We start from the raw sequence: 26,627 nt of genomic DNA, 5'->3' as shown, positions 1-26,627 counted from the left end.
TAACGAACGAATATCGCTATCTTCATATTTTTATTTCGAGAAACTGCTGCTAACATTCGTTTGTGGAGTACTCACTACATGAAACGTTAATTTCAGGTTGGCAGAGGCCGCAACCCGGTACGCAGGAGATAGACGAATGAACAACGAACTCGACGATTCCTGCAGCGCTTTCGCTGCGCGGACTACCTGGAAATCGCTCTCCGGCCCGAGCGGCCCTGAAATGACCCCGGTCATCGAGGAACTCATGTCTCAATCGCTTCTCGCACTGGACGTGCAGGTGTTGCGCCAGCTTTCCCACACGATGGCGGACGAGGTCGCGCCCGCGACGCGCGTCGGGACATTGCTCGAGGCCGCGATACAGGGCACGGCGGCGACGTGGGGCGTGATTGCGGTGATGCGCGACGGCGGCTGGGAGGGGGCCGCCAGCGCGACGGCGGCGCCTGCGCATGCGCCGCACGTCGAGCGGCTGCCGGCCGACCGGTTGCCGGTGCCGATCATTGCCGCCGCCGTGCATCTGCGCGACGGACTCGTGCTGCGCGACGCCTGCGCCGCCGACCATTGGCGGACCGACGACTATGTGCGCCGTCGCAAGCCGCGCTCGGTGATGTGCGTGCCGATCCGCTGCAATGGCGCATTGCTGGGTGCGCTGTATCTGGAACACGGGGACTTGCCGGACATTTTCACGTCGGCGAACGTCGCGTTGGTCGAGATCCTTGCGCTGCATGCCGGGTTCGTTCTGGAGAACCTGCGTCTGCATGACGCGCTTGCCGCTCGGCAGGCCCGCGCGGACAGCCTCGCGGCAAGGATCGGCGACACGCCTTCCGACGCGGATTGTGCGGATCGACTGAAGGCGTACGGCGAGCTGGCGGCTTCGATCGTCCATGAAGTCGCGCAACCGATCACGGCCATCGATACGTCCGCGCGCGCGGGGCTGAAGTGGCTCGATCGCGGCACGCCGAACCTCGACGCCGCGCGCGAGATGTTCGCCCACATCTGCGCGTGCGCCGAGCGTGCGCGCACGATCATCCGCGCGCTGCGCGCCAACGCGCGGCAAGAGGTTCCCGCCTTTGCGACGTTCGATCTCGCCGACGCACTTTCCGAGGCGGCCGAGATCATGGCAAGCACACTGGATGCGATGAAGGTGCGCTTGCGCGTCGACGGACTCGCGTCCCCGATGCCAATGCGCGGCGAACGCATTCAGTTGCAGCAGGCCGTCATCGGCCTGCTGATGAACGGTGCGGAATCGATGTTGGGCATCCCTGAAGAGCGCCGCGTCCTCGTGCTGGCGTGCGAGGACGCTCAGGATGGCTTGCGTATCCGGATCGACGATAGCGGCGACGGCATCGATCCGCGGGTGGCGCAACGCATCTTCGAACCGCTGTTCACCACCAAGCCGCGCGGGATGGGCATGGGCCTTTCCATCTGCAAGTCGATCGTGGACGCGCACGATGGTCAACTGGCACTGACGCCGCGCGCGGAAGGCGGCACGCGTGCAATGGTGACGCTCCCGCGTTTTTCGAGTGACGGTGCAGTGGCCGCGCCTTGGGCGGCGTGATGCGCGGCGACGCGTGCAGCCATGTCCGCAGCCTATACGAACGTATGCGGCCATCTATCCTGACGGGTTGTGCAGCTAGCTTCAGATGCTATGGATGCCGTCGACGCAGCGCCTTATTCTGGTTCCACCGGTACACGAATCGCATCGGTGACGACTCGAGCGACAGGTGATCGAGTCGGCTTCGCGATGCGGCCGGAACCTGCGTGCCATTCGATACCAGCAACCCAAGGAACCCATCATGAAAATTCGACAAGTCATCCTGAACGGCGGCCTCGCGGCCGTCCTGCTCGCTGGCCTGCAACTGCAGGCATTTGCCGACGAAAGTGCCAATGCGGCGGGCACGGATGCCGCGGTGACGTCCACCCCGACAGCCGCCCAGACGAAGAAGGCCACGCGTGCGGCCAATCGCACGTTCTCGCGGTCGATTCAGAGGACGCTGTCGCGAACGAAGGGGCTGCAAGGGCAAGCGATCACGGTTTTCGCCAATGCCGCGACCGGGCAGGTGACGCTGGCCGGCCAGGTGCAAACCGAAGACGAAGATCATCTCGCGGTCGAGTCGGCCCGGAAGATCCGCGGCGTCAAGTCGGTGAAAAGCGAGCTGATGCTGCGTGAGAAAGGCGGCGCCTGAGCGAGGGCGCGCGCATCGCGGGGCCGAATGACAGGGTGTCGGTGATTCGTGCGTCCGCTTTCACATGATCGATCCGATTGATTGGGAGAAGAGGTGATGGGGATGCTGCATGAAGCGGACATCGTGGCTCGCACGTTGATCAATGTCCTGGATCCTTCGCAGGAACAGCGCAGCGTGTGCTTGCGAGCGCAGCGCACGCGATACAAGGCGCGACGCGTCGGGCTGCGTCAATGGAACGAGGACGACGCGCGTGCGCGCGCCGAACCGCCTACCAGGATAGCCGTGATGGAGCGCCTGTCGTTGTCCATGATCACTGTTTCGTGGAGCGACTCGTGTTCAGGGCGGTATGCGGAGCAAATCTGGTGCAGGAGCCGCGCGCGCGTGCCGTCGATCTGCGCGCTGACGGGGCGCGCGATCCAACGCGGCGATCCGGTGTTTCGTCCGCGCGGGAGCGATGTCTGTCTGCCCGGCAACCGGCAGCGGATGATTCTTGCCGCGACCGTTCAGCCGTGCATCGATGCGGCCGACGCGAATTGAGTCGGCCGGAGAACGGCGGAAGAACCGCGGACGAACGCGATCGCGCGTCGTCCGCGCGTATCGATGCGCTGCGGCGCTAGGTCGACGCGACCGTGACGACGACAAGTGCCGCACCCGGCACGCGCTCGGCCAGATCGAAGTGAACGGGATGCTCGCGCCACCAGCGAGCGAACCCGGTGGGCGCGCGATAACCGACGACGATCATGTCCACGCAGGTCGTCGACGCATGTGCGGCGATGGCATCGGCCGCGCGTCCGAAGCGGACATAGCCGCGCGCGGCGATGCCGTGATCCGTCAGGTCGTCGATCGCTCGTTGAAGATCGCGATGGGCGGATTCCGCCAGCCGCTGATGGGCGAGCTCGCTGAGCAGTCCGGCCGACCGCGCGTTGGCGGTGACATTGTCGACGATGGCGACGACGTCGACCGTGGCCGACAATGCGCGGGAAAGCGACGCACATCGTGCGAGCGCGGCGTTGGCTTCGTGGGATCCGTCATAGACGAGCAGCATTCTGGACAGCGATGACATCTTCGATATTGGCGGCGGGGGAATGAGATCGCCCATGACGGGCACCGGTTGCGGGTACGTGCGCGGAAGCGGGCGCGACTGCTAACACTGAACACGCGATGGCGATCGTTTATTCCGATGCGATCCCCATGGCCGGCGATCGTGTCGCGGTTGGTTCGCATCGGCAGGCGCGTGACGCCGCGCGTCGACGTCTGTGCGTCGATGCGATGTCCCGTCTCGTGGTGCATGTCATGCGACGCGTAGGTCACACATGCGGTGCCGAAGAATCCCGGCATCTTCGTGGCTTCGTCGGGACGCGGATGGGCGGCCGGCCTATGAAGCGCGCGCACGAGCCGGCGAGCATCGCGCCTGCCCGTGCCGGACCTCCGGACAACGTCGGTGCTTCAATGACCGGAATAGAGTTTCCTGAGCGCGTCGAGCTCGCCGCTCTGGCGCGCGCGAGCGAGCTCCTGACGCACTTCGGTACGGGTCTTTCCCGTCGGCATCGCAATGGCTGGTGTCCATTGGGACGTGGCGACGGCATCTTGATTCGCCGTCAACGAATCGACGGGGGCCGCTGCATGGGCGCAGGCTGCGGTAGCAAACGCGACGAGCGCGAAGGTGATCCTTGAGGTCTTCATGTCGGAATCCGGAAGGTGAGTGGATCGAATGTTATGCACGGTATCTGGCGAACGCGGGAGCCGGATGCGCCGGCCGCGTCGCGAATGTCGTCAGAATCGTCGCATCTGTATTGAGCGCCGCGAAGGTATCCCGCATGTGTCCGCGGCGCGGTGTTTTGCAATGTCATGTATCGATGCGGACACGCGATACATCCGGATACGAAAGCGCCGATCATGGCGCGACGCGAGTGCGCTTCGGCAACGCGAAGGCGTTCGCCGGCGCGCGTTGTTGCATTGACGATATCGGGCTGGAATAATCGGCGGGTTCGCGTGTTATCACGGGTACCTGGAAGAAGGCGAGGCGGCCGGTGAGGTGCGACACCGCACGAGCGACATCGAGTGCGCCCCGCGGCCTGCGTCACGACCGCGGGTTCGAACGAACGGATACAACCCGGCATCCCGCCGCAACACGTGGCCGGTGGCACGGGTGTCGCATGCCGTGCTCCACGCCGCCGTGCCAGCGGCGTTCGAGCTGATGAACGCCACCGTTTCCTTACTGCATTCGCATGATCGAACTTTCGACACGCCGCTTTATCGAATTGAACCCCGGGCCGCCACGGCTGCACCGCGCGATCGACGACCATGCGCCGCCGGTGCTCGTCGCCGGGCGCGGCGTCGCGGCGCCGTCCGCGGTCGCGGCGCTGCAACGCGAATATGTGTTGCGCTCGGCACTGCACGAACGCTGGTCCGCCGTGCCGCAAGCCATCGTGTCGCACGGTGGCGGCGCGGTGCTCGTCCTGGCCGATCCGGGCGGGATGCCGCTCTCCGTTGAAGCTATCCCGCAGCAGCGTTTGTCCGCGTTTCTGCGGCGCGCGATTGCGCTCGCGACTGCGCTGGGCGAGATGCATGCGGCCGGTATCGTGCATCGCGCGCTTGCGCCGCATCGCTTCCTCGTGGATGACGATGATCGTGCATTCCTGACGGGCTTCGGCCATGCGATCGGCCCCGATGCAACCGACCCGCTGCGCGACACCGCTCTCGAATGGGACGACACGGATTTCGTCTATACGGCGCCCGAACTCGGCACGCGCATGAACCTGCGTGTCGACGCGCGCGCCGATCTTTATTCGCTCGGCTGCATTCTCTATGAGCAGTTGACCGGTGTGCCGCCGTTCGATGCGACCGATGCGGCCGGGCTCGTGCACGCGCATGCCACGCATTCGGCGCGCGCCCCTCACGAACTCTTTGCGCACATACCCGAGCAGATTTCGCGGATCGTCGTGAAGTTGCTCGAAAAGGCGCCGGAGCAGCGTTACCGCACAGCGGCGGGGCTCGTCGCCGACCTGCAGCGATGCGAGCAGTGCCTGCGCCGCGACGGTCGCATTCCGATGTTCGCGCTCGATGTTCATGCGGCGCTGCAGCGTCTTCAGCACGCCGATCACGTGGTGGGCCGCGAACCGGAGATCGACGCGTTGCGCGCGCAGTACCGTGCCGTCGCCGACGGTGGCGAGATGCGCGTCGCATGGGTTTCCGGCTACTCGGGCATCGGCAAGTCGACGCTGCTGCTGGAGGCCGTCGCGCGCATCAGGCACGACGGCGCGCTGCTCGTGGCCACCAGCAAGGGCGAGGAAGGGCGCCGCGGCACGCCGTATGCGATGCTTGCCGAGGCGCTGGCGCCGCTGCTGCAGTTCGTGCTGGGTTGCGCGGACGACGAATTCGACAGGTGGCGTGCGCGAATCGGAACGGCCGTGGCGCCCGTCGGACGCACGCTCGCGCGATTCCTGCCGGCGCTCTCGGCGGTGCTGGGCCCGCAAGCGGGGCCGCCCGAGCAATCCGAACTGGCGCCCGGGCTGGAGCGGGAACGCGTGCTGCAAGCGATCGCCCGGTTGATCGCGTGTTTCGCGACGCCGGAGCGCCCGCTCGCGCTGCTGCTCGACGATCTGCAATGGGCCGACGCGGGCACGATCCAGGTGCTGGAGCGACTGGTGCAGCAACACAGCGACACGGCGTTGCTGCTCGTCGGCGCCTATCGCGGCAACGAGATCGATGCGGGTCACCCGTTGCGGGCCGGCACGCTGGCCGACGTTGCCGATGCATTGACGGTGGAGCTCGGGCCGCTGAACGAGCGCGCGACGACCGAGCTGATCGCCCACGCGCTGCATCAGGACACCGAGGCGCTTCGCCCGTTGTCCGACCTGATCGGGCAGAGAACCGGCCGCAATCCGTTCTTCGTGCATCATCTGCTGCGCCTGCTGGCCGACGAAGGCATGCTCGATTACGACGCGGGCGCCGGCCTGTGGCGCTGGAACATGGCGCGCATCGCCGCGCATCGCGGCGGCGATGACGTCGCGATGATGCTGACGCGGCAGTTCGAGCTGCTGCCGGACGCCGCACGATTCATGTTGCGCCTGCTGGCCTGCATCGGCCAGCGTGCGTCGACGCGCCTGCTGGCCACGGCGGCCGGCCTGAGCGAGCCCGAGGCGATCGAGGGGCTGCAGGCGGCGCTCGATGCCGGCAGTGTCCAGCGCGACGGCGACGACTGGACGTTCTGGCACGATCGCATTCGCGAGGCCGCGTATGCGTCGATTCCGGAGGACGAGCGCGCGCCGCTGCATCATGCAATCGCGTGCCGTTTGCTGGCGGCCGGCGAGGCCTGCGCCGACACGTTCGTGCTGGCCGCGCAGGCGAACCTCGCCGGCGCGGTGGTCGCGACATCCGCGCAGCGCCGCGCGTTCGCGCGCGTGAACCTGGAGGCCGGACGGCAAGCCCGGGCGTCCACCGCGCATCATTCTGCGCTCGGCTTCTTTCGCGCGGCCGTCGATTTCCTCGGCGAGCGGGACACCAGCGACGACGGGCTCGATGCGCGCATGCTGTGCGGCGAGGCCGAGTTCATGACCGGTGCGCTCGAAGCCGCCAAAGCGCGCCTGGCCGAGCTGGAGCGGGTAGCCGGCGACGGCACGTTCGGCGCGGATCTCACGCGCCTGCGTGCGGCGTTGTACACGGCGCTGGGCCGCTTCGATCTCGCGCTCGGTGTCGGCCTTGCGTTCCTGAAGCGCGCCGGCATCGATATCCCGCCCCATCCGGACAGCGCGGACGTGCATCGCGAATACCTGCGCCTGCGCGGCTGGCTGGACCGCAACGGGATCGACGCGCTGCGCGACCTGCCGATCATCGCCGATCCGCTGCAGCGCGCGATCGTCGACATCTTTGCCGACCTGATCCCGCCGGCACTCTATTCCGACCAGGATCTGGTCGACATGATTCTGCTGCGCGCGGTGAATCTGGCGATCGAGCACGGCCATTCCGATGCATCGGCCGACGTCTACGTCTGCATGAACCAGATCTTCGGCGTACGTTACGGCGATTACGCCGCGTCGCTGGCATTCGGCGAGCTCGCGCTGCATCTGGTCGACGAGCGCGAGCTCGATCGGTATCGCGGCCGCGTCTACATGGCGCACGGCACGATCGTGGTGCCGTGGGTGTTGCCGGCGCGCTCGGCCCGCGCGTATATCTCGCGGGCATTCGAGATCACGGTCGAGTGCTGCGACCATACGTTCGCGCTCTATTGCAAGCGCAACGAGGCGACCGGCATGCTGTTCGCCGGCGAATTTCTCGGCGACGTGCGCGATACGGTGACGCACGGGCTCGCGATCGCGCGTGATGCGAATTTCCAGCTCGTGATCGATGCGCTGCTCGCGCAGCAGATGCTGCTGAAGCAATTACAGGAAGGCGAGAGCGACGATCGCGACCTGTTGGCGCCGCCGGAGGGCCGGCCGCCGACCCTGGTCGATCTCGCGTATTGGGTCTACAGGCTGCAGGCCGCGCTGTTGTTCGGCGATCTTCCGGACGCGCTCCACGCGCGTCGGCACGCGGAAGCCTGCGAGCATGCGGCGCGTTCGTTTGCCGAGCGGGCCGATCTGCCGTTCTACGGCGCGCTCGCACTGCTGGCGCTGCCCTGCCGCGATGCGTCCGACGAGGCTGCGCTGCAGCGCCATGTCGAGCAGCTCGACGTCTGGGCGCGGGCGTGCCCGGAGAACTTCGTCGCGCGACGCGAGCTGGTGCGCGCCGAGCACGCGCGCGTGAACGGGCAGCCGCTGGACGCCGCGGAAGCCTATGCGCGCGCCGTGGTGCACGCGGGCAGGCATGGCTTTACGCAGGTCGAGGCGCTGGCCGCCGAGTATGCGGCGCGCTTCCATGCCGGTCGCGACACGATTGCCGCGCACGCGTATTTGCGCCACGCGCTGAGCGCATGGCAGCGTTGGGGGGCGCTCGCGAAGGTGCGCGAGTTGCAGGCCACGCATCCCGATGTATTCGATGCCGGAGCCGGCAATCCGGTCGGGAGCCGGATGCACGCGCTGGACGTGAACGCGGTGCTGCGCGTGTCGAACGCGCTGGCGAGCGACATCGTGCCGGCGCGTCTCGTGGAAACGCTGTTGCGCACGACGCTCGAAAGCGCCGGCGCCGAGCATGGCGCGCTCGCGGTGCTGCGCGAGGGCGTGTGGCATGTACCGGCGCGCGCGGACGTGATCGACGGCACGATCGTCGTGACGCAGGAGGCCGTGTCGTTGACGGCGAGCGTGCTGCCCGTCTCGGTGCTGCAGGCGGTCGCGCGAACGCAGGAAGGCGTGGTGATCGACGATGCATCGGAGTCGCCGGTTCACGGTCAGGATGCCTACGTTCGCCGTCGGCGCCCGCGTTCGGTGATGTGCGTGCCGCTGATGCGTTATGCAACGCTCGTCGGCGTGCTGTATATGGAAAACAATCTGGCGGCGCGGATGTTTACCGCGGCCAAGGCGGCGCTGGTGGAGGTGATCGCGTCGCAGGCCGCTTTCGCGCTCGAGAATGCGCGGCTCTACGAGGAACTGCTCGAGCAGAACCGTCAGCGCGCGCATGCCGAGGAACAGTTGCGTGCCGCACTGGCCGGCCTCGAGCGCGCCAGCCGGCTGACCGCGATGGGCGAGCTCGTCGCGTCGATCGTCCACGAGATCGGACAGCCGATCGCCGCGGTAGACACGTCGGCAAGCGCCGGGTTGCGCTGGCTGAACCGGGAACCGCCCGACCTCGGCGAAGCGCGGGCAATGCTCGAGCACATCAACCGGAGCGCGGCGCGGGCCAAGAGCATCATCCAGGCGCTGCGCGCGAAGGCACGCAAGGCCGCGCCGCAGTTTGCGACGGTCGACCTTGCCGAGGCCGTGCGCGAGGCCGCGGCGCTCGTCGCGCGGCAGCTCGACACACTGGACGTGGTGCTGGAGCTGCGCAGTCACGAGGGCTCCGTCTACGTATACGGCGACCGGATCCAGCTCCAGCAGGTCGTGATCAACCTGCTGACGAACGGCGCCGAATCGATGGCCGAACTCGAGACGGCGCGTCGTCTTTCGCTTGCGTGCGAAGCGCATGGCGTTGACAGTGTGCGCGTGAGCGTGGAGGATTCGGGCAGCGGCATTGCACCCGATATCGCGGACCGGCTGCTCGAACCGCTTTTCACGACCAAGGAGAACGGGATGGGCATGGGCCTCGCCATTTCGCATTCGATCGTGGACGCTCACGGCGGCACGTTGACGCTGTCGCCGCGAGAAGGTGCCGGTACGCGCGCCACCGTGATGCTGCCGCGCGTCGATCCATGATGTGTCGTCCGTCGGCGCGATGCGCACCGGGCGGACAGGTTCTGCGAGTTGTTGTGTTTGAGCAGCTGAGCGGTGACTCCTGAAAATTCATCAGCGAATATCGATGCCGGAAACCAGAATGCCCCACGCGACACCTGATCGAAACAGCCGCACCGTCTACGTCGTCGATGACGACGAATTCGTGCGTGCCGCGCTGATCAGCCTGCTGCGATCGATCGACCTGGAGGTTCGCGCCTTTGCGTCGACGGAAGAGTTTCTCGCGGCACCGAAGGGCGCGGGACCGTCATGCCTCGTGCTGGATGTGAGGCTGCGCGGGCAGAGCGGCATCGCGTTTCAGACGTCGCTGGCGGAGAGCGGCGGTCCGCAGATGCCGATCATCTTCATCACCGCGCACGGCGATATCGCGATGACGGTAAAGGCGATGAAAGCCGGCGCGATGGATTTCCTGACGAAACCGTTCCGCGACCAGGACATGATCGATGCGGTGATCGCGGCGCTCGAGCGCGATGCGAAACGGCTGCAGGACGATCATTCGCTGCTCGACCTGCGCGCGTGTTGGGAATCGCTGACGCCGCGCGAATGCGAGGTGCTGCAACACGTCGCGACGGGCCTGATGAACAAGCAGGTCGCGGGCAACATGGGCATCGCCGAGATCACGGCCAAGATTCATCGCAGCCAGGCGATGCGAAAAATGAAGTGCCGCTCGGTGGCCGAACTCGTGCGCAAGATGACCGCACTCGGCATCAACGTGCCGTCGCGCTAGCGGCGGCGCGGGCGCGAAACGCGTCGGCGCGGTGCACCGCGCGCCCGGCTTGGGAAAGCCCGAGCGTCACTCGTTTACCCGGAGCCTTCATCGACCGGCCCATGCACCCGCGCCGGGCCTACCCATACGTAGGTATGATGGCGATGCCGCGGTGTGACGGTATGCTGGCAACTTGGGTAACAGTGCTCGGGACGGGCCCGGTCCGTCCCCCTCGTCATTAAGCAGGGATGCCTTTTTCACTCTCAGCCTCCGATCTCGTGTCCATTGTCGACGACGATCCCTTCGTGCGCGCCGCCGCGGGAAGTTTCGTGCGTTCGCTGGGCGGAGAGGCGCGCGAATTCGCGTCGGGGCCGGCCTTCCTGGCGTCCGACGCGGTGTCGCGCACGCGGTGCCTGATCTGCGATCTCCAGATGCCCGACATGGATGGCCTCGAAGTGCTGGCCCGGATGGAAGCGCTCGGCCTGCGCATTCCTACGGTGCTCGTCACGGCGTTCGTCAGCGCTCGCACGTCCGAGCGCGCGCGGGCCAGCACCGCGCTGTGCCTGCTCGAGAAACCGATCGACGCACAGGAGCTCGAAGGCTGGCTCGCCCGTGCGCTCGGATACGGCTGATCGCCTGCCCGCGCCGCAACGGCAACCTAAACCTTCGTAGGGGGTAGATGGCCGCTTGTTTGATGGTGCGAACCCCCGCACGCATGTTTTCATGTTCCCTGTACCGTCCGCCGCGACGGCGACAGGAGAACGAAGATGGCCAACATTCCTACCTTATCGTCCGGAGCCTGGTTTGACGCTCGGCTCACGCGCTCCATACGCAACTTCAGCCGCGCATGCCGCGAGCATGCACGCGGTTTCGTCGCGTGTCCGGCCCGGCTGTTCGTCGTCGCCGGCGTGCTGTTCGTCGCGGCGGCGCTGTACGACGCTCGCGACCTGCTCGCGCATGCATTGCTTCCCGCCGTCGACCGCGATCTTCTGATGGCGAGCGCGACGTGCGCGCTGCTCGCGCTGGTGGCGGCAGTGCTGTGGCTGCGTGCGCTGCGACTGGACGCGGCAATCCGGCAACTCGCGGCGGCACTCGAGGATCATGGGCTGGAAGAGCTGCCTCGTTCGCTGGTCGAGCGCGGCACGCCGTCGATCGCGCGACTGGCCGCCGCGATCAATGGCGCGCATCACCAGCATGCGGATCGCGTAACGGAACTGCTGCATGTGCTCGCCGCCTATGCGCATGATCTGCGCACGCCGCTGACGCGCGTGATGCTGCGTAGCGGCATGCTGGAAGATCGCACGTTGCGCGATGCGATGGAGCGCGACCTTGCCGAGATGGGCGAGCTGATCAACGCGAGCCTTGCCTGCGCACGGCTGCAGTGCAGCGTGGCGGAGCCGCCGCGCAGTGTCGACGTGAATGAGTTGCTCGGCTCGCTCGTCGACAACTATCGCGACGCGGGGCTTGCCGTTGCGCTGGACGGGCGGCTGGACTGTCCGCTCGTGACGTTTCCGCATGCGCTGCGGCGCGTGCTCGTCAACCTGATCGACAACGCATTGCGTTACGGGCGCGATGTCCGCCTGTGCGTTCGCGTCGATGCCCGGCGCGTGATGCTTGCGGTGGTGGATTCGGGGCCTGGCATCGTGCCGGCGGAGATGGAGGCGGTGTTCACGCCGTGGTATCGGGCGCCGCAGACAGCGGCGCGTGCGCCGGGATCCGGTTTGGGGCTGGCGATCGCACGGCGGCTGACGCAAGCGATGCAGGGCGAGCTGCAGCTGAACAATCGCAGCACCGGAGGCCTCGAAGCGCGCGTGACGTTGCCGCTCGCTGCTACTGCGGGACACGATGTCGCGGGCGAGCCGGCACGCGCCTGTCGTTGCGGAGGCTATCTTTCCTGACGTACGCAGCGCCGCTGGCGGTTCGCGAAGCTGCCGCTTGCTGCAACCGCCGACGACTACGCGGTGCTCATGCCATGGAACCTACCAACCGATTTGCGTTGAGTCATCGGCCCCGGTCGACTACCCCGAGCGGCCTTGTTCGCGGCCCGGATACGATACACTGAAGTGATGACGCCCACTCAAATCCTCCTTCTCAACGGTGCCGGCAGTTCAGGTAAGACATCTCTCGCGCGAGCGCTGCAGACAAGGCTGGGGAGCGCATTCCTGCATGTTCAGATGGATATGTTTCTAGACATGCTACCGGCTCGCTACATGAACGATCCAGCCGGATTTACCTTTTCCTCATTCGTCGAGGATGGCAAGGATGTCGTATCGATACAGAGCGGGCCTATTGCCCGACGAGCCATGGAGGGTATGCGACACGCGATCGTTGCGCTGGCGAACCAAGGAAACAATCTCATCGTCGACGAGGTTCTTCTTGGCGATGAGAAGGCCGAATATGCTCGGTTGCTGGCGCCGTTCAAAGTAAGCATGGTTGGTGTCCACTGCCCGCTGGATGTTCTTGAGGAACGAGAACGGCAACGCGGAGATCGGCTTATAGGACTGGCTCGATGGCAGTATGACAAAGTGCATGCCAATGTGGCCTACGATGTGATGGTAGACACAAGCAAAGCCACCCCCGAGGAATGCGCGCTATTGGTCATCCATGCACTAGCACTTCGCGGTGACTGACGCTGGCTATCCCTGTGTACATCTGCGGTCAGAATGCAACAGCTTCTACGTAAGGGCGTCGTTCGCTGATCGCATACGGAAAACGACCGTGCTGATCTGCTGTTCTTTCATGCGGTGTCATCGACGGTGACGGTTGTTCTGCCGGCGTCCGATTTCATATAGCCGTTCAGCAACGCGCACGAAACGTGTAGTTATCCATATGATCTGTTATGTGAAGACCACTCATCGACCGCGCAACGCTCTTCGGGGACGATAGCGCGATCACCGCGTCGTACTCACGGTATCGCCAGATACATTCCGATACGCGACGGACATACACGAGATACACGGCGGGCTCCCAATGGTGCATGACGTCGGGTTCGGCGAGCCTGCGATCTCGCGAACGCACGGCAACCCCCGTTTTCACGACATATGCGGGACCGGACGTCGATCGCAATTGACCGGGAGTACGACAATGCATGACAGCAAAGTTTGGTTCATCACGGGCTGCTCCGGCGGCCTGGGTCTTCAGCTTGCCGAGGCGGTGCTTTCCGCCGGCCACACACTGGCGGCAACGGCGCGGGACGTGACGCGTCTCGCCAGCCTGACGGACGCATATGGCGACCGGATTCTGGCGATCCCGCTGGACATCACCGATCCGGACGCGGCGCGCGGCGCCGTCAGCCTGGCGGTCGAGCAATTCGGCCGTCTCGACGTGCTGGTGAACAACGCGGGCTACGCCGATCTGGCGTCGATCGAAGACATCACCGACCAGGCGCTGCACGAGCAGATCGAGGTCAACTTCTTCGGCGTGTGCAACGTCACGCGTGCGGCGCTGCCGTTCATGCGTCGGCAACGGGCCGGCCACATCATTCAGATCTCGTCGGTGGGCGGACGAGTCGGCGGCCCCGGGCTCGCCGCTTATCAAGCAGCCAAGTGGGCGGTGGGCGGGTTCTCCGAAGTGCTGGCGAAGGAAGTGCGCGATTTCGGCATCCAGGTCACGATCGTCGAGCCGGGATCGATGCGGACCCGCTGGGCCGGTTCGTCGATGACCATTCCGCCGATCAGCGATGCATACAAGCCGATCATCGAACCGGTAGCGGCACGTTTGCGCAGCATCGACGGCATGCAACCCGGCGATCCGGCGCGGATTGCCCGGGCGCTGCTCGGCATCGCCGGATCGCCGACCGCGCCTTTGCGATTGCTGATGGGCAGCGACGCGGTCGCGGTGGCCGGCGCGGCGGCGCGGTTCCGTGCGGAAGAGGACGCGCAATGGCGCGAATTGAGCGAATCGGTTTCGTTTCCGCCGGCGCAGACCGAATGAAGCCGGCTGCCGGAGACTGCAGATGATCACGCTGTCCGAAGACAACATCGTCGCGCGGGTGCTGCTGAATGTGCTCGATCCGTCCGCCGAGCAGCTCCACGCGTGCACGAAGAAGTGGGCCGTCGGCCACCGGCCGCGCCGTGCAAGCACGGGTTCGCGCACGGCGCGGCGGCCCGTCAACGTCGTGATCGTCAGGCGGATCTCGGCCAGCGCGATCAGCGTTTCGTGGAGCGACGCGTGTCTGGGCAAGTCTACCGAGCAGATCTGGAGCAGAGGGTTCGCCGACGGCGCGGCAGTCTGTGCACTGAGCGGGCGTTGCATCGGCCGCGGCGACCCGGTGTTTCGCCCTCTCGCCGGCGAGGCGCGTGTTCCGGTCAGTCGGGAACTCACGATCCTCGCCGCCACCGTCGCGCAGCGTCCCGATCTGTCGCTCGCCGATACCTGAGCGCGTCGCGCACGTGGGCGGTCGTCGCGCCTATACGAACGTATGCGGCGCATCATCGGAACAGTTCATTTCCGCGATTGCGGATTGTGCGGATCATGTTGCGATGGCCCGTGGGCGGCGAGCTTGTCGCGCCGCCGCCCGAATCGACCGGAATCTTGAAACAAGGGGAAGCATGATGGCCGATCCACGCACGATGTCGCCGCGCGTCGCCGCGTTCGTGCTGCTCGGCGCGCTGCTGACGGCATGCGGCTACGGCGCGACATTTCTGCTGTCGATGCATTTCCGTGTGGCAGGCGGAAGCGACATCGACACGGGGGCCGCACTGGCCGAAGCGATGATCGGTGCGCTGCTCGGCCTGCCGCTGGTCGCGTGGTGTGCGCACCGGATCGGCGCCGCGCGGGCGACCGCGCTGGCGGCGCTGGTCGTCGGCGCGGGCGTCGTCGGCTTCGCGCTGATCGCGCGCACCGGCTCGCTGAGCGTCGTGCCCGGCTTGCTGGTCGGCATCGGTTGGGGCGGCTTCTGCCTCGCGGCGCCGATGATGATCGCGGAGCGCACGGCGGATATCGAACGTGAGCGCTGGTTCCTGCGGTTCGGGTCGTTTCAGATGGCCGGCGTCGGCGGCGGTCCGGCCGTTGCGGCACTCGCGATACGCAATTGGCACTGGACGACGGGCGCGGTGTTCTGCACGGTCGGCGCGCTGTGCGTGACGGCTGCGGTGATGCTGGAATGTTTCGGCCGCCTGTCGCCCGCGTCGCACGCCGTTGCGCCGCCGGTGCGGGATCGATGGGTTCGCGAGATGGGCGCGATCGTCCGCACGCCTGCGATCTATCCGATCGCGATCATCGCGCTCGGCTCGAGCGTCTTCTCGGGGCTGATGACGTTCCAGATGTCGATGGCGCAGGGCCCGGGCGTGAAGGCCGGAACGTTTTTCGGTCTGTATTCGGCCACGGTGGTCGTCATCCGCGGGCTGCTCGGCGCGGTCGTGATTCAGATCCGCGTCAGCGCGACGACGCAGATCCTGCTCGGCTTCATGATCCTGAGCGTCGCCGTGACGTTCGCCGTGCCGCACAACGCGCTGCTGCATTCGGCCAGCGCCGTGCTGCTCGGCACCGGATATGGCCTCGTCTATCCGATCGTGCAGGCGCAGGCCGTCAACAGTGCCGACGTGCGGCATCGGCACGCGGTACTGACGTGGTTCGTGGCGTCGTATTTCGTCGGCGCATTCGGTTTCCCCGCGCTCGGCAGCATGGTGCTGGTCAGCATGGGCAAGACGATGCTGTTGATACTGATCGCCGGATGCGGCCTCGCGGCGCTGCTTCTGTCGATCGTCGAGCACCGCAAGCGGGTATTGCCGGTGGCGTGTTGAACGCACGCGCCGGGGTTCCGGAATCCGTCTGCCGCCGCGACGCGCGACGAAGGTCGGCGTCGCGCGCATATGAGGCGAGCAGCCTCCGACGGTCAGCTCACGGCTTCCTCGAGAATCGCGCGGACTTCCTCGAGCAGTCCGCGTATCGCGCCATGGCTCGTATGCGTGAGACGTAGCACACCATCGATCGTGCACGCGCCGATGATCTGGTCGTCGGCGAAGCCCGACGTCACGATGGGGCCCCACAGCGCGTTGAGCGACACGCCTTCGTACGCGGCAGCAATCGGCTGATTGCCCAGATTCGACACCATGACGTCGAAGGCCAGCACGGCCGACAGAAACCCGGCCGCATGCTCGACGCTCGGCCGCGCCGACATCACGGCATCCAGTGCCTTCAGTTCGGCCGCCACGCTTTCGCGCGCTTGCGACGGTGCAAGATCCTGTTTGATCTTGCGGGCGGCGGTCCATAGCTCCGTACCGCGCGGGTGATCGTCGATCGTGATGGTCTGCGTGATGTAGACGCCGGCGGCGGCACACGCATCGTCGGAAAGACCGCGCAGGTCGATCGGCGTGACGGTCCTCAACGCGCGTTCGGTCCACGCGCGGGACAGACGCCGGCCGGCTTCGTGAACGGCCGCGGCAATCGCGCCGTGCACGGTGGTTTGCTCGGCACGTGCGCGCGCCACGAGCCGGCGGGTGACGTCGGCGGAAAGCGCAAGGGCGTCGACATGCGGCGCTTGCGCGGCGTCCGGACGAAATGGCTTGGGCGCGGGCGCCGGCGACGGAGGCGGCAAGACGGCCGCGTGGCTCAGATCGGTATCGAGCACGGTCTCCAGCGACGGCACCAGCGGCAACGGCGCCAGTCGCTCGCCCGACAGGACGCTCAACAGATCCTCGATCAGCGATGCACTGCCCATGCCGTCGATCACGGAATGATGTGCGACCAGGATCAGCGTCGAGCTGCATTCGCCTTGCAGCAAGGTCGCGCGCAGCAGCGGCGCCGCGGACCCGACGAAGCGCGTGGCGATTTCGCGGGCCGCTTCCGCCTGCCACGCAGTCGGGTCCTGCTCGAGCACGCGCAACGGCACCGCGGCGTCAGTCACGCGATAGAAGCCTGAATGCTGTTGCGCGTCGATGGCGATGCAGGTCGACAGCAGCGGATGCCGGTGCTGCAGCGCCTGAAACGCCGCGTGCCATGCGTCCGTCGCAAAGCGCCGGTCGATCTCCGCGACCATCGCGAAATGCGTTGGCCGATTCTGGTCGAGCAGCCAGAACAGGTGTTCCGTGCTCCCGAGCGCGCGCACGAGCCGCTGATTGTCGTCGATTTCCTGCGATTGATTCCGCACCCTATGACTCCCGAAGTGATGGTCTGCCTCAACAGAACAATCGAGAAGGGTGCGCTATTCCGCCATGGCCGGATTGCTCGACATGCGCCGGACTATTTTTTCCTGTCGTCGGGGTTGTAGGTCACATAGAGCTTCGTATAGCCCGGCGTGTCGAAATGTCCGGTCCATCCCTTCGGAAGCGTGACGGCCTCGCCAGTCTTCACGAGCATCACCGAACCGTCCGACGACGTCAGCTTCACGCTGCCTGAAAGAAAGTACAGGAACTCGTTGTACGGCAGCCCGTGCGGCCCCTTGATTTCCTCATGCGACGGGCCGGATCGATACACGCCGGTCTGGTAAGCGTTGTCGGTCGACGTGAACGTCGCGACGTCCGCGCTCGTTTCGCCGCCTTCGTCTTTTTTCACGGCGTCGGCGCGATTGAATATCGCACCGGCAAGGTCGGACCTCGACGCCTTGATCGGCTTGATCGTTTCGGCGTGCGCGTCGACCGCAGTCATGACGCTGAACAGCAGCAGCGCTGCGAGGGCGTATCTGGACATCGGCTATCTCTCCGTTGGCTTTTTTCGTGGCAGCGACGTAAAGGGTGAACGCGCTGGCGTGGCGCCATTTTGTCGGAAAAACCTGCCTTCGTTTGGCGATCGATCGAAAACGAGACGGCAGTTTTGTTTCTCAATGTGTATGAAACCGGTCTGGATACATGGCCTTGCAAAAGCCATTTGTCGAGACACACGTCAGATACGTCGTCTGGATTAAATGCATCTCATCGATCGAATCCGATCAGGGCGCGCGAGACGGCTTCGCGAGATCAGCGACCGCCGAGCGCCCCGACAGATTCGCGACAGCCGAATTTATCCAGGAGAACGACATGAAAGTAAAGACGATCGCTTTGGTTTTCGCGGCGTGTGCCGCCGTTGCAGCCACCACTTCCGCTTTTGCAAGCAGCGCCGCCGACACGAGCATCAACGACCAGACCGTCGGGCAAGCGAGCCAATGGGTGACGGGCGGCAAGGCGCCGAAGGGCAAGACGCGCGCCCAGGTTCGCGCGGAACTGGTGCAGGCGGAGAAGGACGGCCAGCTCGCGGCGCTCGAACAGCTCTACCGCGGCAGTTGATCGCGGGCCTCGCCATTCACCCACCCCGTTCTTCAACACGACACCGACCATGAACCACGAAACGAAAATTCTGTACACCGGCGAAGTTCGCACCACCGGCGGCCGCGACGGCGCCGCGCACAGCGCGGACGGCCGCCTGGATGTGAAGCTCTCCGCGCCCGGCTCGGCCGCGCCCGGCACGAATCCCGAGCAGCTGCTGGCCGCGGGCTGGTCGGCCTGCTTCATCGGCGCGATGGGCCTGGCCGCGCAAAAGCTGAAGGTTTCGCTGCCGCGCGACACGCATGTCGATGCGCAGATCGATCTGGCCACGAACAACGGCGCGTACTTCCTGCAGGCACGGCTGAACGTCAGCGTGCCGGGCGTCGATGCCGATGTCGCACAGGCGCTGGTCGATGCGGCGCACCAGACGTGTCCGTATTCGAAGGCGACGCGCGGCAACATTGACGTGGTCGTCACGGTGGCCTGATACGCGTGCGGCGCTCGACGCGATCGACGCGCCATTGGCAATTCTCCGGAACGTGCAATGACCGCATTGACGTGGTGTGCGATTTTTCTGGCCGCGCTGACGGCGATCTCGAGGCTGCCGCGCGGGCTGACGCTGAGCCTGCTCGCGATCGGCTATGCGATCGCGTTCGCGTCGCGGCAGTTGCAGCCGATCGCACTCGTGCCGATCGCGCTGCTGGTCGGCACCGGCGTGCTGTTGCAGCGGAATCTGCCGTTCGCCGGCAAGGTCGTGTGCAACGTCGTGTTCTGCGTCATTGCGGTCGGTCTGTTTCAGCATTGGCTGCCGGGTTTCGACAATCTCAGGGTGCTTCATGCGGCACGCCTGACGCCAGATGCGGCGCCCTACACGATGTATCTGAACTTCGACAAGCCGCTGATCGGGTTCTGGCTGGTGCTGGCCTACCCGTGGGTGCTGCCGGAGAAGCCGCTGTCGACACGGGTGATCGCGGCGCTCGTCGCGTGCGCGGCGACATCGGCGGTCTGCTTCTCGATCGCGTGGTGGGCCGGGGTGATTGCGTGGGCGCCGAAGTGGCCGCATTTCGCATGGCTGTGGGTGCTCGACAACCTGCTGCTGGTCGCGTTCGCGGAAGAAGCGTTCTTCCGCGGCTATATCCAGGCGGGCGCGACGCGGTTGATGCGCGCGCAACCGAATGCCGGCTGGATGGCGCTTGTCGCAGGCGCCGTGCTGTTCGGCCTTGCTCATTACCAGGGCGGCGCGTGGCTGGTTCTGCTGGCCGGCCTGTCCGGCATCGGTTACGGGCTCGCCGCTCGCGCCGGCGGCTTGCAATCGGCCGTGCTCGCGCACTTCGGCGTCAATCTGGTGCAGTTCGGGTTGCTGACCTATCCATTCATCGCCCGGGCCTGAGCGAACGCGCGCTCTGGCACGAGGACCTGTGATCCGGCAGTTCGGGTAATACGCGACGGCGGATGGAATATCTGCGCCGTCCAGCTGTTTACGTGCACTGCAGGGGTGTTGCCCGCTCAATTTCGCCTAAACCCATGGATACACGTCAGATACTGCAGTTCGTCAACGTCGGCTTGGTTGCACCGCGGGAGGATCGACGTAGATGACCGCAGCCGAACTGTCCGCCATGCTCCCCGCGATGCTGCCGCGTCTCTGGACCTTCGCGCTGCGAATCTCCGGCGACCGGCACGACGCCGAGGATCTCGTGCAGGGCGCGTGCGTCCGTGCGCTCGAACGCGCGCATCAGCTACGACCGGGAACCGCGCCGCTCAGCTGGATGTTCTCGATCGTGCAATCCACCTGGCTCAACGAACTCCGCGCACGCAGCGTGCGTCGGCGCTCGGGCATGGACTGGGACGACGACCTGCTCGAAACCATCGCCGATCCCACCGCGCCGACCCTGGAGCAGCAGGCGCTCGATGCGCAGATCGTCAGGGCGGTGCAGCGTCTGCCCGAAGCGCAGCGCGTGGTGATGTTGCTGGTCGCGGTGGAAGGGCTCAGCTATGGCGAAGCGGCCGAGGCGCTCGGCGTACCCATCGGGACGATCATGAGCCGGCTTTCGCGTGCCCGTCAGACGATCGGCGCCCTGTTCAGCGATGGAAAGGAACGACCCATGAAGGGCGCAGCGAAGAGTGAGGATCAGGGGGCATGAAAATGGACGACATCCTGCTCATGGCATACGTGGATGGCGAACTCACGTCGCACGAGCGAGAGGAAGTCGACAGGGCGATCGACACGTCGGCCGATATCGCCAGGCGGGTTGCCCTGTTCGAAGCATCAGTGTTGCCCTATCAGTATGCGTTCCAGCGCCAGGAATGGCCGCCGCTGCCGCAGAGCCTGGTCAGCAAGGTCGCGGAAATGGCGCGGGCGTATGCCGGGCCGTCGGCGCCGTCCGCGGCCGGCGGCGTGCGTCGAAAGGATGCGCCGGCGTCGCGGCCCGACGCGCACGCGCCGTCGTCCGCGCCGGTTCGCTCGCGCATTCGCGCGATGGTGCCGTGGCTCGCGGCCGCGTTCGTCGCGGGCGCGTTCTGTTGCGGCGCCGTCCTGCACTTCGCGCCGCGGGACGCGCTGATGACCGCGCGGACGCAGATATCCCCGTGGATCATGGCAGCCGTGAACTATCAGCGGCTCTATACGCGCGACACCGTTGCTTTCGATTCGTCGAATCTGGCGGCCGCCGCGCATATGGTTGAAAACATTCGCCGCGACGACGGGCTGCGGATCCGCATTCCGGACCTGCGCTCGGTCGGGCTGACCTTCAAGCGCATACAGCGGCTGAATTTCAATCACAAGCCGCTGGTGCAGATCGTCTATCTGCCCGAAAAAGGCTTGCCCGTGGCGCTGTGCGTAATGAAGGACGAACGGCCCGACACGGCGCTCGCGCGACAACAGGTCGGCAGCATGGAGGTCGTGACCTGGCGCCGTGCCAGCGTCACCTATGCGCTGATCGCCGCGCCCGGCGACACCGATCTCGGCGCGATCGGCAAGCGGATCGCCGACAACGGCATGGAAGAAGTGCTCGGTGAGCTGCAGCAGGCCGGCCCGGCGATCGCGAGCTGAGCGTGCTAACACGCGAGACCGTCAGTTTCTCGGCGCCACTGCGTTGCTTAACGCACTGGTGTTTTTGAAATAACGTAGAGACGGGCGGGCGAATACCTGGACGAAGTTTGGACAGGCGAGCAACGTTCTGTCGCTATCGGGCGCCGGCGTCGCCGCCGCCACCACGGGCGGATTCGGCGACGCGGCTGCGCTGTTGGCGAAGGCGACGGTGTATCCGATCTCTCGCGATAGGCTGAATGTGTTCGTCCGTCTCGGTCGACCTGACTGCCTGCCCCGGTCGACCCCACGCGATCGTCGCCCGTCACGAGCGCGCCGCGGCCTTGGCTTCCAGCATCTTCACGAGCAGATGGAGTGTCCGATTGACCGGCGTGCCGATGCGTGCGGCCAGACCGCGCCGAACGACCGCGCCGTTCAGATGGTCGATTTCGCCGGGCTTGCCGCGCGCCAGATCCTGCGCTGTCGACGAATACTGGCCCGGAGGAATCGTCGCTTCGATTTGCGCGACGATATCGGCCGGCTCGTCGTCGACATGCACGCCTTCGGCCGCGGCGACGGCGATGCATTCGGCGACGATCGCGCACATCGTTTCGCGCAACGCATCGCGATGCGGCATCTCGCCCAGCGGCAGGTGCACGATCGCGGAAATCGCGTTGTATGCGCAGTTGAGCATGAACTTGCGCCAGAGTACCGCGCGCACGTCGTCGGCTATCCGGGTGGGAATGTCCGCTGCGCGCAATACTTGGGCCAGCCGTTCGCTGCACGGCGACGCTTCGATCGCGAGATCGCCGCGGCCGTGGTGGAGCAGATGCCCGGGGCCGGCCATCTCGCTCGCCACGTAGACGGCCGCGCAAATGACCGGCTGCGCGATCTCCGCCCGCAACAGCGCCGCGTTGTCGACGCCATTTTGCAGGCTGACCACGATGGCGTCCGGCGCCAGCACATGACGCAACCCGCGCGCGGCCTCGGCGGTATCACCCGCTTTCACGCAGATGAAGACCACATCGGCCGAACCGGCCGCGGCGATGTCGGTCGACGCATGGGCGGACACGCGCGTATCGAACGTGCGCGTCTGAATGCGCAGGCCGTGGTCGCGGATCGCGTCGACATGCAGCGGACGGCCAATGAACCCGACCTCGTGGCCGTGCAGCGCCAGCATGCCGCCGAAGTAGCAGCCGACCGCGCCGGCGCCGAGGACCGCAAACCGCATGGTGTCTCCGAGGGAATCAATGAACATGTCATGCGGGTCCGAGCCGCATGGGTGAAACAGGCACGTCGGCCCGTCCATCCACATCAAACACGCGAGACCGTCGGTTTATTCCCGGCACCGCCGTGACGCCGATAAATCGATGCGCGACGGAATGACGCGAACGCGTCGCGTGTTCTCGGGAGGTGACACGTCATCGGATCGGGATCGGCATGCCGATCCGAAACCCAACCTCTTCCAGGAATGAATTCATTGAACGCGTCTCAGATTCCGCTTGCGCCGCCCCGTCCGCTGACAGGCAGCGACCACCGAACGCTGGTGCTCGCCGCGCTTGGCGGCGCACTAGAGTTTTACGACTTCGTGATTTACGTGTTTTTCGCGACGGTCATCGGTCAATTGTTCTTCCCGCAGTCGATTCCCGACTGGCTGCGCCAGGTGCAGACGTTCGGGGTGTTCGCGGCCGGCTATCTCGCGCGCCCCCTCGGCGGCGTGATCATGGCGCACTTCGGCGATCTCGTCGGCCGCAAGCGCATGTTCACGATGAGCGTGATGCTGATGGCGCTGCCGACGTTGATGATGGGGTTGCTGCCGACTTACGCATCGATCGGCGTCGCCGCGCCCGTGCTGCTCCTGCTGTGCCGCGTGTTGCAAGGCGCGGCGGTGGGCGGCGAGGTGCCCGGCGCGTGGGTGTTCGTGTCCGAGCACGTGCCGCCGCGCCATGTCGGCTATGCATGCGGCCTGCTGACGGGCGGCTTGACGCTCGGCATCCTGCTCGGCTCGCTGATCGCGGCGGGGATCAACCAGCACTACTCGCATGCCGCCATCGGCGCGTATGCATGGCGGATTCCTTTCGTGGTCGGCGGATTGTTCGGAATCCTGTCCGCATTCCTGCGACGCTGGCTCCATGAAACGCCCGTGTTCATCGACATGAAGCGCAGCCGGGCGCTGACCCGCGAAGTGCCGTTGAAGGCGGTGCTGCGCGATCACGGCAGGGCCGTGCTGGTGTCGATGATGCTCACGTGGACGCTGACCGCCGCGATCGTCGTCGTGATCCTGATGACGCCGACGCTCGTCGCGAAGCGTTTTCATATCGAGCCGGCGCTCGCGCTGCAGGCCAATTCGGCTGCGACGCTCTGCCTGACGATCGGATGTATCGTCGCCGGTACGGTGGCCGGCCGCATCGGCACCGCCCGCACGATCTTCTGCGGCTGCCTGCTGCTCGGCGCGTCGTACTTTTTCATGCTCCGGCAGCTCGCCGTCGATCCGTCATTGCTGCTGCCGCTGTACGCGGTATCCGGTTTCTTCGTCGGCGCGGTGGCGGCGATCCCGGTCGCCATGGTCAAGGCGTTTCCACCCGTCGTGCGTTTTTCGGGGATCTCGTTCTCGTATAACGTCGCGTATGCGCTGTTCGGCGGCCTGACGCCGGTGTTCGTGTCCGTGATGCTGAAATCGAACCCGCAGGCGCCAGAGATTTATGTGGGCGCGCTGTGCATCGTCGGCGCGCTCGCAGGCTTTGCGTTGCGCCCTGCAAGGTCGTCATCCGGGATCAAGGCGGCCATTTCGAAGCCGTGACCGGGCCGCACGACGATTGGGACCTGCGTTGACGCGAAACGGCGCGGGTCGTCGTCGATGTTCATGTTCGATGGCCGGCGGCATTCCCTGTGCGCGTTGGTCGGCCTATCTCCGGGCGCCGCAACGGGCATACAATTTGCCCCACGCGAAAAACCCGCTTCGGAGGCATTCCATGAAACGACTTTGGCCGTTCCCCCCGCTTCACTCGCTGCTCGCGATCTATGCGTTCGCAACGTTCGGGCCATGCGCAACCGCCGCATCGCCCGACGTGACCCTCGGCCGCGCGGACTACGGCACGACCGCCGCGGGGCAGGCGGTGAGCCAGTACACGCTGGCCAACGCGCGCGGCGTGACGCTGAAACTCATCACGTACGGCGGCATCGTGACCACGCTCGAGGTGCCCGACCGCACCGGCAAGATCGCCGACATCGTGCTCGGCTTCGATTCGCTGCGCGACTACGAAGCGCACAACGGCAACATCCATTTCGGCGCGTTGATCGGCCGTTATGCGAACCGCATTGCACGCGGGCGCTTCACGCTCGGCGGCAAGACGTGGACGCTGCCGGTCAACGACCCGCCGAACACGCTGCATGGCGGCCCCGACAGTTTTGACGCGAAGGTATGGACGGTGACCGGCACGCACAGCGACGGGAACGGCGCGAGCGTGACGCTGCGTTACGTGAGCGCCGACGGCGAAAACGGCTTCCCCGGTACGTTGACGACGGACGTGACCTACACGCTGACGCGCGACAACCTGGTCCGCATCGACTATCGCGCGACGACGGACCAGACCACGGTCGTCAACCTGACCAATCACAGCTATTTCAACCTGGCTGGGCAGGATGGTGGCAGCGTCGAGCGGCAGTTGATCGAGATCGCCGCGTCGCGCTTCACGCCGACCGATGCCACGTCGATCCCCACCGGGCAACTCGCGAGCGTGGCGGGCACGCCGATGGACCTGCGCCAGTTGACGCCGATCGGCGCGCATCTGCGTGACAACGATGCGCAGCTCGTCGTCGCGCATGGCTATGACCAGAACTGGGTGCTCGACCAGGGCGGCCAGTCGGCGCCGGCGTTTGCCGCGCGCGCATACGATCCGACGTCCGGGCGGTTTCTCGAGGTGTACACGACGCAGCCGGGGCTGCAGTTCTATACGTCCAACGGGTTGAACGGCAGCGTTGCGGGCAAGGGCGGGCGGGCTTACCGGCAGACCGACGCGTTCGCGCTGGAAGCCGAGCACTTCCCCGATTCGCCGAACCATCCGACCTTCCCGACGACCGTGCTCAAGCCGGGGCAGACGCTGCACGAGGTGACGGTATGGAAGGTGGGCGCGCGATGACCGCGTGCAGGCGCGGCGGGATGTGGCACGTCAATGCGACGACACATACACCGCATCGTCGAACGCCGCCGGAATCGCGAACTGCGCGCGCATGCGCTTCGTCTCCTGCGCGGGCGTGAGCCCGAACAGCCGCTTGAATTCCCGGCTGAACTGCGACGGGCTCGTATAGCCGACCGCATAACCGGCCGCCTCCGCGGTCAGGTCCTGGCGCACCATCAAGAGGCGTGCCTGATGCAGTCGCGTCGACTTCAAATACTGCATCGGCGACACCTGCGTGATCGCCTTGAAGTGGCTGTGGAAGCTCGGCACGCTCATGCCGGCTTCGCCAGCCAGTCGCGACACGTCGAGCGCCTGCGCGTAGTCGGCGTGGATCACGCGCAGTGCACGGCCGATCCGGCCGAACTGGCCGCGCATCGCCAGCGCGTTTCTCATCGCGCTGCCCTGCGCGCCGGTGAGCACGCGGAAATACAGCTCGCGCAGCAGCCCCGGGCCGAGCACCGCCGCTTCGAGCGGCCGATGCATCGCCTCGACGAAACGCAACACGCTCGCCTGCATCGCTTCATCCATCGGCGTCGACATCATGCTCTTCGGCGCCTGCACGGGCTCCGCGGTTCCCGCGCGATCGATCTGCGCGGCCAACTCGGCCGCCATCGGGAAATCGAGGTGCAGATACAGCGCGAGCAGCGGGCGCTCCGCCGTCGCATCGGTTTCCATGCTGAACGGCACGGGCACCGACACCGCCAGATAGTGATCCTCGTCGTACAGATAGCGTTCGCCGCCGAAATAGCCGCGCTTGCGGCCCTGGCACACGATCACGATGCCGGGGTCGTACAACACCGGCGTGCGCGACAGCGCGCGGTTCGAGCGCAGGATGCGCACGCTCGGCAGCGCGGTCAGGTTGTAGCCTTCGTCGGGCGCCAACGCGTGCAGCAACGCGATCAGGCGTTGGCGGCCGCGCGCGGGCAGCGACGGCGATCGGGGCGAGGAGGGCGCGACGCTCATAGTTTTGTGCAAGAAAATCAGCAGAATCGGGCTTATTCGACGTAGGTCGTCAGACTAGTATGCATGCTTC

24 protein-coding genes are annotated in these 26,627 nt (G+C 65.9%); 18 read left to right on the top strand and 6 right to left on the bottom strand.

The window, feature by feature from the left end; translation table 11 throughout:
• Positions 1–136 precede the first annotated feature (136 nt).
• The 3 genes from ACP26O_RS30180 (at position 137) to ACP26O_RS30170 (ending at position 2,720) form a co-directional block, all read left to right on the top strand.
• Positions 137–1,555 (top strand): sensor histidine kinase, encoded by a 1,419-nt coding sequence (locus ACP26O_RS30180; protein WP_175664614.1) that lies wholly within the window; start codon positions 137–139, stop codon positions 1,553–1,555.
• Positions 1,556–1,793: 238 nt separating this feature from the next.
• The gene (locus ACP26O_RS30175) at positions 1,794–2,183 is read left to right on the top strand and encodes a BON domain-containing protein (protein WP_011660645.1); all 390 of its coding nucleotides are present in this window, start codon (positions 1,794–1,796) and stop codon (positions 2,181–2,183) included.
• 96 nt (positions 2,184–2,279) lie between these two features.
• Positions 2,280–2,720, top strand: a complete 441-nt coding sequence (locus tag ACP26O_RS30170) for a DUF3331 domain-containing protein (protein ID WP_012372791.1) — start codon at positions 2,280–2,282, stop codon at positions 2,718–2,720.
• Between the two features lie 76 nt (positions 2,721–2,796).
• On the opposite strand, the gene ACP26O_RS30165 is transcribed toward ACP26O_RS30170, so the two are convergent.
• Both ACP26O_RS30165 and ACP26O_RS30160 read right to left on the bottom strand, forming a co-directional pair.
• Positions 2,797–3,228: a universal stress protein gene (locus ACP26O_RS30165; protein ID WP_175664787.1), complete on the bottom strand. Its 432-nt coding sequence runs from the start codon at positions 3,226–3,228 to the stop codon at positions 2,797–2,799.
• 401 nt (positions 3,229–3,629) lie between these two features.
• Positions 3,630–3,866, bottom strand: a complete 237-nt coding sequence (locus ACP26O_RS30160) for a DUF4148 domain-containing protein (protein ID WP_175664615.1) — start codon at positions 3,864–3,866, stop codon at positions 3,630–3,632.
• Between the two features lie 545 nt (positions 3,867–4,411).
• Here ACP26O_RS30160 and ACP26O_RS30155 point away from each other — a divergent pair.
• The 8 genes from ACP26O_RS30155 to ACP26O_RS30120 all read left to right on the top strand — a co-directional run bounded on the left by ACP26O_RS30155 (position 4,412) and on the right by ACP26O_RS30120 (position 15,955).
• On the top strand, positions 4,412–9,469 hold the full coding sequence (locus tag ACP26O_RS30155; protein WP_175664616.1) for a trifunctional serine/threonine-protein kinase/ATP-binding protein/sensor histidine kinase: 5,058 nt from the start codon (positions 4,412–4,414) through the stop codon (positions 9,467–9,469).
• A 118-nt stretch (positions 9,470–9,587) separates the two neighbouring features.
• On the top strand, positions 9,588–10,232 hold the full coding sequence (locus ACP26O_RS30150; RefSeq protein WP_012372787.1) for a response regulator transcription factor: 645 nt from the start codon (positions 9,588–9,590) through the stop codon (positions 10,230–10,232).
• A 227-nt stretch (positions 10,233–10,459) separates the two neighbouring features.
• The gene (locus tag ACP26O_RS30145) at positions 10,460–10,843 is read left to right on the top strand and encodes a response regulator (RefSeq protein ID WP_175664617.1); all 384 of its coding nucleotides are present in this window, start codon (positions 10,460–10,462) and stop codon (positions 10,841–10,843) included.
• Positions 10,844–10,978: 135 nt separating this feature from the next.
• Entirely contained in the window at positions 10,979–12,109 is a 1,131-nt protein-coding gene (locus ACP26O_RS30140) for a sensor histidine kinase (protein WP_175664618.1), read from the top strand.
• Between the two features lie 168 nt (positions 12,110–12,277).
• Positions 12,278–12,841 carry a chloramphenicol phosphotransferase CPT family protein gene (locus ACP26O_RS30135; protein ID WP_175664619.1) on the top strand — a complete coding sequence of 188 codons (564 nt, stop codon included), beginning with the start codon at positions 12,278–12,280 and terminating at the stop codon, positions 12,839–12,841.
• A gap of 454 nt (positions 12,842–13,295) precedes the next feature.
• Positions 13,296–14,144, top strand: a complete 849-nt coding sequence (locus tag ACP26O_RS30130) for an SDR family NAD(P)-dependent oxidoreductase (RefSeq protein WP_175664788.1) — start codon at positions 13,296–13,298, stop codon at positions 14,142–14,144.
• A 22-nt stretch (positions 14,145–14,166) separates the two neighbouring features.
• The gene (locus ACP26O_RS30125; RefSeq protein WP_175664620.1) at positions 14,167–14,589 is read left to right on the top strand and encodes a DUF3331 domain-containing protein; all 423 of its coding nucleotides are present in this window, start codon (positions 14,167–14,169) and stop codon (positions 14,587–14,589) included.
• Between the two features lie 172 nt (positions 14,590–14,761).
• Positions 14,762–15,955 carry an MFS transporter gene (locus ACP26O_RS30120; RefSeq protein ID WP_175664621.1) on the top strand — a complete coding sequence of 398 codons (1,194 nt, stop codon included), beginning with the start codon at positions 14,762–14,764 and terminating at the stop codon, positions 15,953–15,955.
• Positions 15,956–16,047: 92 nt separating this feature from the next.
• On the opposite strand, the gene ACP26O_RS30115 is transcribed toward ACP26O_RS30120, so the two are convergent.
• Complete coding sequence (locus ACP26O_RS30115; protein ID WP_175664622.1) at positions 16,048–17,301, bottom strand: phthiocerol/phthiodiolone dimycocerosyl transferase family protein; 1,254 nt, start codon at positions 17,299–17,301, stop codon at positions 16,048–16,050.
• A gap of 92 nt (positions 17,302–17,393) precedes the next feature.
• Entirely contained in the window at positions 17,394–17,840 is a 447-nt protein-coding gene (locus ACP26O_RS30110; RefSeq protein WP_175664623.1) for a cupin domain-containing protein, read from the bottom strand.
• Positions 17,841–18,166: 326 nt separating this feature from the next.
• Here ACP26O_RS30110 and ACP26O_RS30105 point away from each other — a divergent pair, with 326 nt between their 5' ends.
• The 5 genes from ACP26O_RS30105 to ACP26O_RS30085 all read left to right on the top strand — a co-directional run bounded on the left by ACP26O_RS30105 (position 18,167) and on the right by ACP26O_RS30085 (position 21,440).
• Positions 18,167–18,412, top strand: a complete 246-nt coding sequence (locus tag ACP26O_RS30105) for a DUF4148 domain-containing protein (protein WP_175664789.1) — start codon at positions 18,167–18,169, stop codon at positions 18,410–18,412.
• A gap of 49 nt (positions 18,413–18,461) precedes the next feature.
• Positions 18,462–18,878 carry an organic hydroperoxide resistance protein gene (locus ACP26O_RS30100; RefSeq protein WP_011660631.1) on the top strand — a complete coding sequence of 139 codons (417 nt, stop codon included), beginning with the start codon at positions 18,462–18,464 and terminating at the stop codon, positions 18,876–18,878.
• 57 nt (positions 18,879–18,935) lie between these two features.
• Entirely contained in the window at positions 18,936–19,781 is an 846-nt protein-coding gene (locus ACP26O_RS30095) for a CPBP family intramembrane glutamic endopeptidase (RefSeq protein WP_175664624.1), read from the top strand.
• A gap of 202 nt (positions 19,782–19,983) precedes the next feature.
• Entirely contained in the window at positions 19,984–20,532 is a 549-nt protein-coding gene (locus tag ACP26O_RS30090; RefSeq protein ID WP_012372776.1) for an RNA polymerase sigma factor, read from the top strand.
• Positions 20,529–21,440 carry an anti-sigma factor family protein gene (locus ACP26O_RS30085; protein WP_175664625.1) on the top strand — a complete coding sequence of 304 codons (912 nt, stop codon included), beginning with the start codon at positions 20,529–20,531 and terminating at the stop codon, positions 21,438–21,440. Before ACP26O_RS30090 ends, ACP26O_RS30085 begins: the two co-directional genes overlap by 4 nt.
• A gap of 301 nt (positions 21,441–21,741) precedes the next feature.
• On the opposite strand, the gene ACP26O_RS30080 is transcribed toward ACP26O_RS30085, so the two are convergent.
• Entirely contained in the window at positions 21,742–22,647 is a 906-nt protein-coding gene (locus tag ACP26O_RS30080) for a ketopantoate reductase family protein (RefSeq protein ID WP_175664626.1), read from the bottom strand.
• Between the two features lie 240 nt (positions 22,648–22,887).
• On the opposite strand from ACP26O_RS30080, the gene ACP26O_RS30075 reads away from it, so the two are divergent.
• Both ACP26O_RS30075 and ACP26O_RS30070 read left to right on the top strand, forming a co-directional pair.
• On the top strand, positions 22,888–24,216 hold the full coding sequence (locus tag ACP26O_RS30075; protein ID WP_175664627.1) for an MFS transporter: 1,329 nt from the start codon (positions 22,888–22,890) through the stop codon (positions 24,214–24,216).
• Positions 24,217–24,388: 172 nt separating this feature from the next.
• Positions 24,389–25,555 (top strand): aldose epimerase family protein, encoded by a 1,167-nt coding sequence (locus tag ACP26O_RS30070; RefSeq protein WP_175664628.1) that lies wholly within the window; start codon positions 24,389–24,391, stop codon positions 25,553–25,555.
• 30 nt (positions 25,556–25,585) lie between these two features.
• Here ACP26O_RS30070 and ACP26O_RS30065 read toward each other — a convergent pair whose 3' ends face one another.
• The gene (locus ACP26O_RS30065; RefSeq protein ID WP_175664629.1) at positions 25,586–26,557 is read right to left on the bottom strand and encodes an AraC family transcriptional regulator; all 972 of its coding nucleotides are present in this window, start codon (positions 26,555–26,557) and stop codon (positions 25,586–25,588) included.
• Between the last annotated feature and the right edge of the window lie 70 nt (positions 26,558–26,627).

Source organism: Burkholderia sp. R-40, from assembly GCF_049942845.1.
GTDB lineage: Bacteria > Pseudomonadota > Gammaproteobacteria > Burkholderiales > Burkholderiaceae > Burkholderia > Burkholderia ambifaria.
This window is presented reverse-complemented; position numbering and strand designations above follow the sequence as displayed.

Bases quoted from the DNA above. Each gene is read 5' to 3' on its own strand.
- ACP26O_RS30180 (WP_175664614.1), top strand. From the start codon at position 137: ATGAACAACGAACTCGACGATTCCTGCAGCGCTTTCGCTGCGCGGACT.
- ACP26O_RS30175 (WP_011660645.1), top strand. From the start codon at position 1,794: ATGAAAATTCGACAAGTCATCCTGAACGGCGGCCTCGCGGCCGTCCTG.
- ACP26O_RS30170 (WP_012372791.1), top strand. From the start codon at position 2,280: ATGGGGATGCTGCATGAAGCGGACATCGTGGCTCGCACGTTGATCAAT.
- ACP26O_RS30165 (WP_175664787.1), bottom strand. From the start codon at position 3,228: ATGCTGCTCGTCTATGACGGATCCCACGAAGCCAACGCCGCGCTCGCA.
- ACP26O_RS30160 (WP_175664615.1), bottom strand. From the start codon at position 3,866: ATGAAGACCTCAAGGATCACCTTCGCGCTCGTCGCGTTTGCTACCGCA.
- ACP26O_RS30155 (WP_175664616.1), top strand. From the start codon at position 4,412: ATGATCGAACTTTCGACACGCCGCTTTATCGAATTGAACCCCGGGCCG.
- ACP26O_RS30150 (WP_012372787.1), top strand. From the start codon at position 9,588: ATGCCCCACGCGACACCTGATCGAAACAGCCGCACCGTCTACGTCGTC.
- ACP26O_RS30145 (WP_175664617.1), top strand. From the start codon at position 10,460: ATGCCTTTTTCACTCTCAGCCTCCGATCTCGTGTCCATTGTCGACGAC.
- ACP26O_RS30140 (WP_175664618.1), top strand. From the start codon at position 10,979: ATGGCCAACATTCCTACCTTATCGTCCGGAGCCTGGTTTGACGCTCGG.
- ACP26O_RS30135 (WP_175664619.1), top strand. From the start codon at position 12,278: ATGACGCCCACTCAAATCCTCCTTCTCAACGGTGCCGGCAGTTCAGGT.
- ACP26O_RS30130 (WP_175664788.1), top strand. From the start codon at position 13,296: ATGCATGACAGCAAAGTTTGGTTCATCACGGGCTGCTCCGGCGGCCTG.
- ACP26O_RS30125 (WP_175664620.1), top strand. From the start codon at position 14,167: ATGATCACGCTGTCCGAAGACAACATCGTCGCGCGGGTGCTGCTGAAT.
- ACP26O_RS30120 (WP_175664621.1), top strand. From the start codon at position 14,762: ATGATGGCCGATCCACGCACGATGTCGCCGCGCGTCGCCGCGTTCGTG.
- ACP26O_RS30110 (WP_175664623.1), bottom strand. From the start codon at position 17,840: ATGTCCAGATACGCCCTCGCAGCGCTGCTGCTGTTCAGCGTCATGACT.
- ACP26O_RS30105 (WP_175664789.1), top strand. From the start codon at position 18,167: ATGAAAGTAAAGACGATCGCTTTGGTTTTCGCGGCGTGTGCCGCCGTT.
- ACP26O_RS30100 (WP_011660631.1), top strand. From the start codon at position 18,462: ATGAACCACGAAACGAAAATTCTGTACACCGGCGAAGTTCGCACCACC.
- ACP26O_RS30095 (WP_175664624.1), top strand. From the start codon at position 18,936: ATGACCGCATTGACGTGGTGTGCGATTTTTCTGGCCGCGCTGACGGCG.
- ACP26O_RS30090 (WP_012372776.1), top strand. From the start codon at position 19,984: ATGACCGCAGCCGAACTGTCCGCCATGCTCCCCGCGATGCTGCCGCGT.
- ACP26O_RS30085 (WP_175664625.1), top strand. From the start codon at position 20,529: ATGAAAATGGACGACATCCTGCTCATGGCATACGTGGATGGCGAACTC.
- ACP26O_RS30080 (WP_175664626.1), bottom strand. From the start codon at position 22,647: ATGCGGTTTGCGGTCCTCGGCGCCGGCGCGGTCGGCTGCTACTTCGGC.
- ACP26O_RS30075 (WP_175664627.1), top strand. From the start codon at position 22,888: ATGAATTCATTGAACGCGTCTCAGATTCCGCTTGCGCCGCCCCGTCCG.
- ACP26O_RS30070 (WP_175664628.1), top strand. From the start codon at position 24,389: ATGAAACGACTTTGGCCGTTCCCCCCGCTTCACTCGCTGCTCGCGATC.
- ACP26O_RS30065 (WP_175664629.1), bottom strand. From the start codon at position 26,557: ATGAGCGTCGCGCCCTCCTCGCCCCGATCGCCGTCGCTGCCCGCGCGC.